Origin of the sequence: Acetobacter persici (assembly GCF_018256955.1) — a bacterium.
Lineage (GTDB): Bacteria > Pseudomonadota > Alphaproteobacteria > Acetobacterales > Acetobacteraceae > Acetobacter > Acetobacter persici.
Genome location: NZ_JAERKU010000011.1, coordinates 89953 through 102759 on the forward strand (window position 1 = coordinate 89953; position 12807 = coordinate 102759).

General features: G+C 55.9%; 12 protein-coding genes and 1 pseudogene. 7 read left to right on the forward strand and 6 right to left on the reverse strand.

Annotated elements, in window-relative coordinates; all coding sequences use genetic code 11:
* Positions 1-70: 70 nt before the first annotated feature.
* From JK199_RS16135 to JK199_RS12080, 4 genes are all read right to left on the reverse strand, one after another.
* Positions 71-211, reverse strand: coding sequence for a hypothetical protein (locus JK199_RS16135; protein WP_456304284.1), 141 nt, complete (start codon positions 209-211; stop codon positions 71-73).
* Positions 187-519: a transposase gene (locus tag JK199_RS16140; protein WP_456304286.1), complete on the reverse strand. Its 333-nt coding sequence runs from the start codon at positions 517-519 to the stop codon at positions 187-189. Before JK199_RS16140 ends, JK199_RS16135 begins: the two co-directional genes overlap by 25 nt.
* The gene (locus JK199_RS16145) at positions 438-908 is read right to left on the reverse strand and encodes an IS5 family transposase (RefSeq protein WP_456304285.1); all 471 of its coding nucleotides are present in this window, start codon (positions 906-908) and stop codon (positions 438-440) included. The genes JK199_RS16140 and JK199_RS16145 overlap by 82 nt, the downstream gene beginning before the upstream one ends.
* A 198-nt stretch (positions 909-1106) precedes the next feature.
* Positions 1107-3404 (reverse strand): 3'-5' exonuclease, encoded by a 2298-nt coding sequence (locus tag JK199_RS12080; RefSeq protein WP_212376296.1) that lies wholly within the window; start codon positions 3402-3404, stop codon positions 1107-1109.
* Between the two features lie 268 nt (positions 3405-3672).
* Between JK199_RS12080 and JK199_RS12085 the strand changes: the two are divergent.
* Positions 3673-4173 (forward strand): annotated as a pseudogene (locus JK199_RS12085) (integrase core domain-containing protein); the annotation flags it as partial.
* A 221-nt stretch (positions 4174-4394) separates the two neighbouring features.
* On the opposite strand, the gene JK199_RS12090 reads toward JK199_RS12085, so the two are convergent.
* Positions 4395-5297, reverse strand: coding sequence for a ketopantoate reductase family protein (locus JK199_RS12090; protein ID WP_212376300.1), 903 nt, complete (start codon positions 5295-5297; stop codon positions 4395-4397).
* 145 nt (positions 5298-5442) lie between these two features.
* Here JK199_RS12090 and JK199_RS12095 point away from each other — a divergent pair, with 145 nt between their 5' ends.
* From JK199_RS12095 to JK199_RS12110, 4 genes are read left to right on the forward strand one after another with little or no spacing between them, the layout of a single operon-like run.
* Positions 5443-6228: a helix-turn-helix transcriptional regulator gene (locus JK199_RS12095; RefSeq protein WP_212376303.1), complete on the forward strand. Its 786-nt coding sequence runs from the start codon at positions 5443-5445 to the stop codon at positions 6226-6228.
* Positions 6229-6284: 56 nt separating this feature from the next.
* On the forward strand, positions 6285-6995 hold the full coding sequence (locus tag JK199_RS12100; RefSeq protein WP_212376307.1) for a TetR/AcrR family transcriptional regulator: 711 nt from the start codon (positions 6285-6287) through the stop codon (positions 6993-6995).
* The gene (locus JK199_RS12105) at positions 6992-7897 is read left to right on the forward strand and encodes an SDR family oxidoreductase (protein ID WP_212376311.1); all 906 of its coding nucleotides are present in this window, start codon (positions 6992-6994) and stop codon (positions 7895-7897) included. The genes JK199_RS12100 and JK199_RS12105 overlap by 4 nt, the downstream gene beginning before the upstream one ends.
* The gene (locus JK199_RS12110) at positions 7894-8223 is read left to right on the forward strand and encodes a 4Fe-4S dicluster domain-containing protein (RefSeq protein ID WP_212376314.1); all 330 of its coding nucleotides are present in this window, start codon (positions 7894-7896) and stop codon (positions 8221-8223) included. Before JK199_RS12105 ends, JK199_RS12110 begins: the two co-directional genes overlap by 4 nt.
* Before the next feature lie 237 nt (positions 8224-8460).
* Here the strand turns inward: JK199_RS12110 and JK199_RS12115 are convergent, their stop codons facing one another.
* On the reverse strand, positions 8461-10518 hold the full coding sequence (locus JK199_RS12115; protein ID WP_212376317.1) for a ParB/RepB/Spo0J family partition protein: 2058 nt from the start codon (positions 10516-10518) through the stop codon (positions 8461-8463).
* A 391-nt stretch (positions 10519-10909) separates the two neighbouring features.
* Here JK199_RS12115 and JK199_RS12120 point away from each other — a divergent pair, with 391 nt between their 5' ends.
* Together JK199_RS12120 and JK199_RS12125 are read left to right on the forward strand one after the other, a co-directional pair.
* On the forward strand, positions 10910-11104 hold the full coding sequence (locus tag JK199_RS12120) for a hypothetical protein (protein ID WP_212376319.1): 195 nt from the start codon (positions 10910-10912) through the stop codon (positions 11102-11104).
* A 12-nt stretch (positions 11105-11116) separates the two neighbouring features.
* The gene (locus JK199_RS12125; RefSeq protein ID WP_212376322.1) at positions 11117-12775 is read left to right on the forward strand and encodes a recombinase family protein; all 1659 of its coding nucleotides are present in this window, start codon (positions 11117-11119) and stop codon (positions 12773-12775) included.
* The last annotated feature ends 32 nt before the right edge of the window (positions 12776-12807 follow it).

Consider the following 12807-nt stretch of genomic DNA (forward strand, 5'->3'; position numbering starts at 1 on the left):
AGATCTCGTCACAGCCAGCTATCTCCATTACAACAGAGTTAAGAGACAGCCTCTAAGAGGCCTCCCAAGATCATGATGTATGATTACAGAGTCTTCTGAGCATCATCCGGACTGATGCCCTTCGGAGGAAAGCGCGTGCATTGCGATTGAGGCACTCCCAATCCCTGCTCAGGCGTCGGCAGCGGTTCAACCAGGCGATGGTGCGCTCCACGATCCAGCGCCTGGTTGAACCGCGAATTTTCCGACGTCGCAGCGCCGCACGATCTCGACATTCACAGAACGGCAGGCATGAGCCAGTTCCTGCTGAAACTTTGCCCCATGACAGCCCGCGTCGGCGTAGAGTTTCAGAAGGAACGGATACAGTCCGAACCATGTCGCCATCAGCATGACACCGCCATCGCGATCCTGGATATCGGCTGCGTGGACCGTTGCCTCCATCAACAGGCCCTGCGTATCGACGAGGATATGCCGCTTCTTGCCCTTGATCCTCCTGCCGGCATCAAAACCGGACGGATCGATGCGCCGCCCCTGTTTGCGGCATTCTTGACGCTCTGGCTGTCGATGATCGCCGCTGTCGGACTGGCCTCACGGCCCGCCTGCTCCCGGCAAAGGATGTAAAGCGCATGGTGCAGACGATCGAGTGTGCCGTCATGCTGCCAGCGGCAGAAATAGTAATTGACCGTGCTGCGCGGCGGAAAGTCTTTCGAGATCGCGCGCCACGGGCAACCCGTTCCAGGACCATATATCAGGCCGTTCATGACCTCCCGTATATCCACTGTCCGCTTGTTGCCGCCACGCCGGGCGGCCGGGATCAGGGGGGCGATCAGCGACCATTCCTCGTCCGTCAGATCGCTCGGATAGCGAAGCTGGCGCTGGTCATATCGGGCGCGGTTCCCCGTGGTCCACATCAGAAATTCCTGCGAATCGGGTGCGCTGACAGGGAATCACAAACGATGTCAATGATTCAGGATGGTCTTGGACGGACACCAAGTGACGCGTCTGAGCGGGCTCGGTGTTCAAATGCCAGTTCAGCCTGTAACTGGACTTCCTTGAAACACCGATCGCACCCGTTGAAAACTCTTCCCAAATTTTCTCTCAAAGTACCCCTAGCCATCAACCAACGGAATAATCTTGCCGTTCCTATATTTAGCTTCGTCGCAATCTTTCTGAATGGACATAAGAAATCTTGAGGCAGGATGGCTCGAGCTTGGGCTATAGGTGATGCATAATGATTCTCGAGCTCGAGTCATCGCAACGTAAAGACGCGATGCTTCTCTAGCCAGTTCATGGGGTTTCACGTTTTGGTGAGGCAAATAGCCTTCGACAAGGCCCATAATCAGCACTGCACCGAATTCATGACCCTTAGCTGACTCAATAGTACTGATTTTTACATTATCACTATCAAAATTGACGTCATGCTTAAGATCGGCGCAAGCAACTCCCTTTGCATCTAAGGCTTCGCGCACTGCAGTGCGAAGCCTCTGCTGAGGGGCAATGATGCAAATTTGCCCTGCAGTCTGGCTCATAGATAACAACGTAGAGACATACTGAACAACTGCTTCGACTTCGTCATGAGAGGTTGTACACTGAAGTAAGAGCGGGCGCTCACCGTGTCGTTTTGCAAAATCAGGTAACGAGGGCTGCCTAACTTCATCTTCATCAGTATCTGAAAATTCGTATTCAGATACCAAATTGAAAGCTGCCTTCAGTATCTCATGTGTATTTCGGTAGTTCTTTTTTAGGCTAACACTGCGACCAATTACATCAACACCAGCACGTTTAAGTGCAAACCCTCTCTTATAAATACTTTGTGCCCCATCTCCAGCCAAAAATAGACCGTTCTCTACATGAGATAAAACCTCTCCATCGGGCGTCGCTAACTTACTTAGCAAAACCACATCGAGCTCTGTTAGATCCTGAACTTCGTCAATCAAAATACTCCTGAATTGACCATTATTCGGTTTGGCGGCAAGTGAATCAATCGCCCGAGCAACGATTAGCTCATGATCGGATAAGTTGTGCTCCTCTACACCGTTTTCATAGGCAGCTACAGCTCGAACCATGACCTCGCGCGCACTCTTATTAAGCGGTATTGCACGACCACGGCGATGAAATAAGTTGGTATCAAGATATTTATTGAATTCGCATGGACGCAAACGTCCCCTAACATACTCGAACTCTTCTTTGAGAAAGTTGCGAAGATCGTTGTCAACCATCCCTCGCATCGGGGTCTTAACAAATGAAGGATCCTCCCTAAGAACCGCGATGCACTTGGTCAGCAAGTCATGTTGAACGTCGGAGTTTACCTGAGGGTATGGGAAACACTCGTAACACTCATTGAAAACGTCCCGAGCAAGCGAGTTCATGGTTTTGGTAAAGATAAGCGATCTCTCTGCCCCACAAAGCTCTTCAACTAATTTTTCTAGCAGCTTCCGCATGCTTTCTGTTAGCGTGACCAACAATACTGGTGCAGAATATTTTTTGGCTAGATAACGAGCTCGATGCACCAAGACCGAGGTCTTGCCACTACCTGATACACCCCTAAGACGTGCCGGTCCTTTATAATCATGGTGCGCAATTTTCTTCTGCTCAGGGTGTAAAAACAGCATCCAATCCGAGAATGTCATTTTTTCAAAAAAGCCGTCGAGCATTGCCTCATCATCGAACGTCACAAATTGCTCAACGTTAGCGAGGGAGTTCATCTCAGACTGCAGCTTTGTTGTATCAGAGATGATTTCAGGTTGATCAAATATTTCCAGACGGCGATGAAATGCATCCCAATCTTTTCCATGAGCCAGCACGAACAAATCTAATAATAGACTAGCTGCCTCGTAATTGCCCAACTGATCAAGCTTTTCCAGAATCCCTTCAGCGTCTTGTTCATACTGTTCGCCAGTGATACGCATTGCTAATATTTTTTGCTGTTCACTGCATAAAATCCGACTCCATTCCTCATCGGTCAGATGCCTAAGAAGAGGAACTTCGAGATCTGATTCCGGGCTCTCCAGATCAAGTCTGTCGGCAGGAACATATCGCTCTTCATTGTAGGTGATTGGTATGAAATTTAAGGTACCATCGGTTGGGCTTTTCACCCACGTATAATTTCGATGACTATCTAGCCATTTCTCAGCATCGTCGTGAGTCCCCACAAAGAGAAACGCTCTCACTTGCTTTTTATTTCCCACGCGCTGTACCACGAGCCGGTATGCATCAGGGAGGTCAAATTTCTCGATATTTTTCAGGCGGCTCTCACCGTGCTTTGTGCGAGGCAATGATTCAATAATAGCATTAGTCCCTGCCTCTGCCATTGCAGCCCGGACAGCCTGCACAATCTTTTTCTGACCGCTTAAATTTAGCTGACGCAAGTAACTATTGAATTTCTTCGTATAAATTACCGGCTCCATGTGTCATCCTTAAAATTTTGGGAGTAGTTAGAGGCAGTTCTGTAAGTTATAAAAGTTGTATTATCTTGATAAGCTTTATATAATTGTTATCATTCTACCACTCTGACTGCATTGCATTAGGTTCATAATACGCATTATCAGCTGTGAGTCCACCGGTAATCCCCCCATAAAAGAGTGGCTTTTGAATGAGAATTTTCTCAGCGTAAGAAATGAGAAGATTCTGATGAAGAGTGATCGCTTTACTGACGCGCAGATTATGGGTGTGATCCGCCAGGATGAGGGCGGCGTCCCGGTTCCAGCCCTTCCCAACAGGGCCTGGTCCATGGACTTCATGGCGGACAGGCTTTTGGATGGGCGCGCTTTTCGGCTCCTGAACATTCTGGATGACTTCAATCGTGAAGGACTGGCGATTGAGGTTGATTTTTCCCTGCCGGCCCGCTGTCTGGAGCAGGTTATGGAGTGGCGTGGGAGGCCAGGGGCTATCCGAATGGACAATGGCCCTGAATATGTCAGTCATACGTTGGTTTCATGGGCCGAAAAGCAGGGGATTACCCTGATCTATACGCCATCGGGTAATCCGCAGCAGAACGCCTATATTGAACGCTACAACAGGACTGTCCGGCAGGAATGGCTGGAGCAGCATCTGTTTGAACGCATTCAGGACGTACAGGAGGTCGCAACACAATGGCTCTGGACATATAACCATGACAGACCCAACATGGGGAACAGCGGGTTCACACCCGCCCAGAAACTAAAAGCAGCTGCTTAAATTCTCAGTCAGAACCCCACTAAAAATGGGGGGATTACCTTTCCAACTGAGCGCTCGACGTTTTATGTCGGCTTCCGGGAAATTCTTCCAACCGCCTGATGTCTGACATGAGGCGATTACTGCCTGTCCGGTATTGATCAAAATTATCTGCAAGTGGTCATGCGCACGACAGCATGTGTGGTAACAACCTGAGACCTCATATCGGGAAAAGGATCAGGTTATCATTCTGGTTTCATGGCGCGAATGGCGTGCAAATCGATTGATGGCGCAGTCGTGGGCGCTGATGCCAGCATGTCATCAACAAGAGCGCTGCACTCGGTCTTTCCAGTTGCCAGAAGACTACGGAACACTGAAATGCGTGACAGCCCCCAGAGCATGGTCGCCACGATGGAAACCGGCATTTTTTCCAGTCTCGCCTTGTCCTTCGGGTAAATCTCATATCCTTGGCTCCTGATCATGGCAAAGCAGGCCCGTACACCAAGAGCCAGGGTCCGGGCACGGCTCCATGAAGCTCCCTTGCCACGCTGCACCGCAGCAACGGCAACGCTTTCGAAAGCGGCACCCAGCGGAACATGACAGCGCAGCCACAGGGCCATCTGGGGCTCGTGCCGGGCAGGCAGCCCCAAAGCCCTGAAAAGATGTGCGCATTCCGGGTCGTCGGTCAGCGTCTCGCGCTTTCCGATGGAGATCTTGAGATGGCCGTTTGCATCAAAATCGGACTGGAGAAAGGGCATGCCAAGAACAGCACGTTCAGGGCTGACCGCCTGCCGGAGACGGTCCGGTTCGAACGTCATGAACATGAAATGGATTTTCCGGGCTGCACAGCGCGTCAGCGCCGGGAGAAGCGCTCTCACCTGGTAGTCTTTCACCGTAACGAGCACGAGATCATACGGGATGTTTTCATCCAGCGTGTCGCAGATGATCGCTGAGGCGTGCTCATGCGTCGTTGTCACGATCCCTTCATCCCGTTGCAACTGTGCAAGGCGCGCAGAATTCGGACGGGCAATGATCGTGACCTCATGCCTCGCGTTTCGCGCGAAATGAAAGGCGAAAGCGCTGCCGATCCGTCCGCCGCCCAGAATGGCGATGCGTAACAGTGAAGACTTATCGGAAGATATGCTCATGTGCTGTGCCCCTGCGTCTCCCGGAAACAAGATCCAGCCCGACTCAGGATTGAGGTCCGGACAGTATTCCCGAAAGGGGACAGACTGAATGGCATCAGATACACTGGTAAAGCCGTGAACTTACAGGGGTATAGGAACTAACAGGATGAGTAGCCTGCACGCCAGTGAGAAGGCGCTTGGTCTCTATCTTCGCAATGCACGTCAGAAACTTGATCCTGTCGCACTGGGATTCCCGGCAATCCGCCGACGAACCCCGGGCCTGCGTCGCGAGGAGGTGGCGCAGCGCGCGGAGCTGAGCGTGACATGGTACACCTGGCTTGAGCAGGGCCGGGGCGGAATGCCGTCGGCTGCGGCTCTGGAGCGTCTTGCGGGTGCTTTGATGCTGACCGACGCAGAACGCGAGCATCTTTTCCTTCTCGGGCTGGGGCGATCGCCCGAGGCGCGTTATCGGCAGGACACGGATGTCACGCCGAGACTTCAACGCGTGCTCGACAGACTTGATCCCAGTCCGGCGTTCATCCGTACCGCAACCTGGAACATGGTCGCATGGAACCGTGCGGCCACGGAACTGATGACAGATTTTGCGCTCCTTCCGCCCGAACACCGCAATATTCTTCGGCTGATTTTTCTCGACCCGCGCAGCAGGAGGCTTCACCCGGACTGGGAAAGTTCCGCGCGTTTCATCGTCAGCAGCTTCAGGATGGATACGGCCCGGGCGGGTGCATCGGAGGCGGTCGAGCCTTTAGTGGCGGAACTTTGCAGCGCCAGTCCTGAATTCCGGGCGCTATGGCAGGACAGGACGGTTCATACGTTCGGGCATGGCGCCGAGACGTTCCATCATCCTGTTCATGGTCCCCGGATCTTTGAGGTTTCAACCTTCGCAGTCGATGGGCGTCCGGACCTGACCCTGGTCATATACGGCGAGGTATAACAAAGCGCTTGCATGTAAGTGAATACTAACTTACTAATTCTCCGTAAGGAGAAACCATGCCGCCACGCCCTTCCAGACTTTCCGCGACGGACCGCAGGCAGGCGATCCTGTCAGCGGCGGCTCCCGTTTTCGCCCGGCTTGGTCGGGAGGGTGCGACCACGAAAGAGATCGCCAAGGCGGCGGGTGTCTCAGAAGCCCTTCTTTACCGGCACTTCGCCAGTAAGGAGGTGCTTTACGCGGAACTTGAGTCCCATTGCGTAGAAGCCAACGCCGTGGGCAGCCGTCTTCTCGCCGAAGCAACTCCTTCGACGGCAACACTGGTCACAGGTGTTGCGTTGCTCGTGCAGGCGGTCTTTCCCGGCATCGGAGATGCACAGTCTCATAATGATACCAAGCGGCTGGTCACGGCCAGTCTGCTGGGCGACGGACAGTTCGCAAAGGCTTTCCTCGATCGGCATGTGAAGCCCTGGATCGGCGTTTTCGAACGATCTTTCCGGGTTGCGCAGGACGCGGGCGATATTGAGGACGGTGTTCAGACCGGCAGTGCCGAGATCTGGTTCGTCCATCATCTGGCGAACACGCTGCATCTGATCAGCCTGCCCGACATCACGGTCGTTGAATACGGCGTGACACGCGACAAGCTGGTCGAGAACACGGTCCGTTTCCTGCTGCGCGGGATCGGCCTCAGAAACACCGCCATAAACCGGCATTACGGTCCTGAAAAACTCAGGACAATTTTTGCATCGATGGATCAGGACACACCATGAAACCGATCAGAAAAATAGCCGTCATTGGTGCGACGGGTCGCCTTGGCGCGCCGGTCGCGACCGAACTGGCCAGACATTTCGAAGTCCGCGCCATCGTCCGCTCGCCGGACAAGGCACGCAGGATGCTCCCGGACACTGTCGAGATCGTTCAGGTCGATCTACGGGACATTCCGGGACTGCGTAGTGCTCTTGAAGGGGTAGACGCGCTCTACATCAATCTCGCGACCGAGACGGCGGACCCGAACCTTCCCTTTTATGAAGAGCGAGAGGGTGTACGAAACCTGATGACGGCCATACAGGGGCTGGATATCCGGTATATTGCCAAGATCGGTGCTCTTGGTGCCTATCCACCGGCTCTCCCAAACATCAAACAGAATGTCGTGCCCAATATTATCCGTATGGAAGGGCACAAGATCATTGCGGACACCGGTATCCGTCATACCTTCTTCGCGCCAACCCATTTCATGGAGTTGCTGCCTTTCATGATCAGCGGACGCGCGATCCAGTGGATCGGGAATACGCGTGTCAGGATCTGGTGGATCAGCGCTGTGGATTATGCGCGATGGGTGGTCGAGGCATTTCAAAATCCTGAAGCAATGCCAGAACATTGTCCCGTGCAGGGACCGGAAGCGATCTCCGTCAGACAGGCGCTGGAGCGGTTTGTAAAAAACTACGATCCCTCTCTCAAAATTCGCGTGGCGCCGCTCTGGGTCATGCGAATGATCGGCCTTTTCAATCCGAAAATGAAATTCGTGGCGCATCTGTTCGCCTATTTCGGCGATCACGAAGATCCGTTTTACGCCAAGGAAACCTGGGAAAAACTGGGGAAACCAATGACCACGCTTGAGATGTTCGCGCGGGAACTTCGCCAAAGTCGGAATTTGCAGCAGAGCGTCAAATGAGTGGCATCGAAACGACCGGAAACGGAGAAAGACCGATGAGCGCACCTAAATGCCTGGAAGAAGGTCGAACGGGGCTGGTCGTCCCAATTGTTGATTTCAATCGTTGTGAGGGAAAAGACGCCTGCGTCGCCTTGTGCCCTTACAATGTTTTCGAAGTTCGAAAGATCGACCGTTCGGACTATCGGAAGCTTTCATTTGTCGGGAAGATCAAAAGCCATGTTCATGGAGGACTGGTCGCGTATACGCCTCATGCCGATCAGTGCCGTGCCTGCGGTCTCTGTGTAAAGGCCTGTCCGGAACGCGCTATCAAACTCGTGAAAGTCTGACGCGAAGAGAAAAATCGGCTGGCTCATGAAACCGTGCTCGGCAGGCGTAGTCAGCCTGATACAGGGCCATAACGTGGAGTTGCCTTATACCCGTAATCAATGTCTGGTTATGGGCAGACTTTCAAGGTCAATGAATGTCTTAAAAGAGGCGGAAGCAGAAGCACTGCCGAGTAGCATGACAGCATGAAAAAAGCGGCTCCCGGAGATCGGAAGCCGCCATTTTCATTCAGGGAAATGCTATTCCGCAGCGACCGCGGTAGGCCCGTCTGCTAAGTAATCAGGGACTTCATCAGTTTTCATCTGCGCGGACAGTCCTTTCGTGCGTAATGCTTCGGGCAGCCAGTCGGCGCCCTCAAGCAGCCTTTCGGCCGCCGGCGCCATGTCGTTCTTTTTCAGATGTGCGATACGCTCGGCTGCCTCAGTTCCCCGCGCCTCGCGTACGGCTTCGAGAATACGGGCCTTGGTGACACGGCCCAGATAATTCTCCACCGTCGGCTGCCAGCCCGCTTCGACCAGATCAAGCGTAAGCGCAGTGGCGAGGCGGTCGGCTCGCGTCAGCCGTTCCCTGACGCTGCGCGCCAGGGACGGACCATGGGACGATTCATGCAGCGCGTTGATCCCGAAAGACAGGCAATGCGCCAGCAGGGCCAGACGGCTAGTGTCATCCAGCCCGTTGATCCAGTGCCACAACGCGTCCTCATTCTCCGGCAGATCGTGCTTCCAGCCTTCGTTACGCTGGCGCAGCGCATGAGCCGGCAGGCTGCCCGGCATGTCGGGGGAATGAACCGGAAGGGAAATTTCCCGAACATAGGCTTCCAGGCAGTCCGCGCCCGAGACCTGCCAGTACAGGTCGCGCACCAGCGTATGGAGCAGTTCCGTCAGCGCGATATGCGGATTGCCGGCAAACGCATCGCGCAGGGCCAGCGTGCGCCAGGCCGTCAGTTCGGTCAGCAGACGGTCGGAATGCGGCTTCGATCCGTCCTCTTCTTCGGGCTCGATGTCCGGTGCGCCGTTCGTCCCTCCCCCGTCGGCATCGTCGCCATCGCTGCCATGGACAATTCCGTCATCATATCCCTCGGACTCATGGTGACCATCCTCGGGCTCCACCGGCATATCCTCGGGCAGAACGAAGCCCCGCTCGACCAGCAACGTGCCGTCGGTATCGAGACTGACAAAGACGCCGGCTCGCTGCATGTCCACCGGATCGAAGGACACAGGGCGTTCTTCCAGCGCCTCAATGGCCTGCTCGATCTCGCCCAGGCGGATATCAACGTCTTCGGGGAATTCATCCGCCTGCGCGTATTCCGCCTCGATCGTCTGCCGCTCGCTGTGCAGAGCGGTCAGACACGCGGCGTCTTCTTCCGAAAGCACCACCGGCACACCATCAATCTCCGCGAAGTCCCGTGTATGCCCCCAGGGGAAGGACAGCGCCGTTTCGACCCATTTCCAGCCTTCGGCACGGACCTGTTCGGCCGCCTCCTGCAATTTTTCCATCACCAACTGGTCGAGCAGGGTCGGATCCTGCAGCCAGCCGCCATCGTCTGCCTCGAACAGGTCACGCATGACATGGCCACCGGCAGCGAGATAGGCGTCCAGCCCGACAAAGCGCACGCGGCGATCCGAGGCTCGCACGGTTTTCTCCGTCAGCATGCGACGGATCAGATAAGGCTCGCGATTGTGGCTATGGGAAACAATCTCCCAGACCTGTTCCTGACGGGTGTGATCATCGCTAATCGAGAAGGCCATGAGCTGGTCGAGCTTCATGCCATCCTGCTCGTAGATATCGAGCAGTTTGTCCGACACAGTCATGAGGCGCAGGCGCTGTTTGACCACGGCCGGCACGACGAAGAACGCGGCCGCGATTTCTTCCTCAGACATGCCCTTCTCCAGCATGTCGCGAAAAGCCCGAAACTGGTCCAGCGGATGCAGCGCGACCCGCTGGACATTCTCGGCCAGGGAATCATCCTCGGCGAGAATGGCCGATCCGGCTTCGCGCACGACGCAGGGCACGGGTGCCGTTCTGGCCAGTTTCTTCTGCTTCACCAGCAGTTCAAGGGCGCGGAACCGGCGACCACCGGCCGGTACCTCATAGACCCCGGTTTCCGCCCCCTCACCGTTCAGGACGGGACGAACGTTGAGGCTTTGCAATAGGCCGCGGCGTTCGATGTCGCGGGCCAGTTCCTCGATCGACAGGCCGGCCTTTACACGCCGCACGTTGGACTGCGACAGCACCAGCTTGTTGAAGGGAATATCACGGGACGCATTGAGGGCGATTTTCTGGATGGCACTCGCCATGGCAGGACACTCCGTGACGGACGGGCGGAAGCCTCTCTTCCACCCCTGAATCCGTCACGAAAACCTCACTTCCCTCTTCCTCTCTCCCGGCCCCACCAGGCGCCAGATCGCATCCACGAAACCGCGTAGATACGGCTTTAAGGGATGCAGGTCCGTGCCAACCAACCTGCGAGTCGATGCCACCGCGATAAATTGCGACTATTATAGTCGCACGTTCACCATCTTGTGATAGTGCCGACAGCGATAGCCGCGCGTGTTCGCGACTATCCCGAAGCCCTCTCCGCACGGCCCATCTCCTTGTTTCTGTGTATTTTTCTGTTCACGCACTGCAAATCCGTCCGCCACAGTGGGTTCAGGACGTTTCGACGATCCATGCAGAAAGGACGGGAAGATGGCACGCCAACGCGATACGATAGCGGACAGGGTGCGGCTCGTTCTCGACGCTCCGAAGGCCAACGTGACACCATTACGCAGTGGAGCCGATCCACGGCTGGTCAGTCTGGTCCGGCTTCTGGCCCGTCAGGCTGCACGGGATTTCGTCAACGCTGAAGTGGAGGCCGCGAGGCGACGCGATCTCCAGGAATAGGGAGATGGGATTGTGAAAGTCGCGCTCTACGCCCGCTACTCATCCGACAACCAGCGCGACGCGTCGATCGAGGATCAGCTGCGTCTGTGCCGGCTTCATGCCGAGAAACAGGGCTGGACGATCGTCGACAGCTATACCGACCGCGCCATCTCGGGCGCCTCCCTGCTGCGTCCCGGCATTCAGGAGCTGATCCAGGATGCGACGCGAGGCCGCTTTTCGATCGTTCTGGCCGAAGCCATGGATCGCCTGTCGCGCGACCAGGAGGATATTGCCGGCCTGTTCAAGCGAATGACCTTCGCCGGCGTGCGGATCATCACCCTGTCCGAAGGCGACGTCACCCATCTGCATATCGGCCTCAAGGGCACCATGAATGCCCTGTTCCTCAAGGATCTCGCCGAAAAAGTCCGTCGTGGCCTGCGCGGCCGGATCGAGGACGGCAAGTCCGGCGGCGGCAATTCCTACGGCTATGATGTCGTGCGCCAGTTCGATGCGAAGGGCGAGCGCATCCGGGGTGACCGGACCATCAACGAGGAAGAGGCCCGCACGGTCAGACGCATCTTCACCGATTACACACGGGGCAAGTCCTCACGCACGATCGCCATGGAACTGAACCGCGACGGCGTTCCCGGCCCGCAGGGCCGCGAATGGGGACCGTCCACCATTCACGGCAACCGGGAACGCGGCACCGGCATCCTCAATAACGAGATGTATGTCGGCCGTCTGGTCTGGAACCGGCTGCGCTACCTGAAAGATCCTGATACCGGCAAGCGCGTCTCACGCCTCAATCCTGAATCCGAATGGGTCATCCAGGAGGTGCCGGAGCTGCGGATCATTGAGCAGGATCTATGGGATGCCGTGAAGGCGCGCCAGGCCGAAACAACCTTCAGCCAGCCAGAGAGGGGAAACGAAGCCCTCAATGACCGGCGCCGTCCTCGCCACCTCTTTGCCGGTCTGATCCGCTGCGGCTGTTGTGGCGGCGGCTACAGCATGATCTCGAAGGATCTGCTCGGCTGCTCGACGGCGCGCAACAAGGGCACCTGCGACAACCGGCTGAACATCCGCCGTGACGCATTGGAAGCATCGGTCCTCAGTGGATTACGCACGCACCTGATGGAGCCGGACCTGTTCAAGGAGTTCTGCAACGAGTTCACCCGCGAGGTGAACAGGCTGCGCATGGAGCACGGTGCCGATCTGGTTGCCATGCGAGCAGAACTGCCCCGCATTGATCGGGAACTGGCAAAACTTCTGACCGCGCTCAAGGCTGGTGGACCAATCCAGGCAATCGTCGATGACATGAAGCGGTTGGAAGCACGCAAGGCAGAAGTGACAGAGCGTCTGGCCAATACGGAAGAGCCGCCTCCCCTGCTGCATCCGAACATGGCGGAGATTTATCAGCAGCGGATCGCGTCTCTTTATGAGAGCCTTCAGGCCGAAGAGACGAAGACGGAGGCGGCCGAGCGTCTGCGCACGCTCGTCTCGCAGATCACGCTCCAGCCGGCCGATGGCGAACTGGCGATCATCCTGCGCGGTGATCTGGCGGCGATCCTGCAGTTCGCGGCGCACAAGAAAAACGCCACGGTCCATCCGGACAGTGGCGTTCTCGATGCGTTCGTATCGCAAGTATCGTTGGTTGCGGGGGCAGGATTTGAACCTGCGGCCTTCAGGTTATGAGCCTGACGAGCTACCGGGCTGCTCCACCCCGC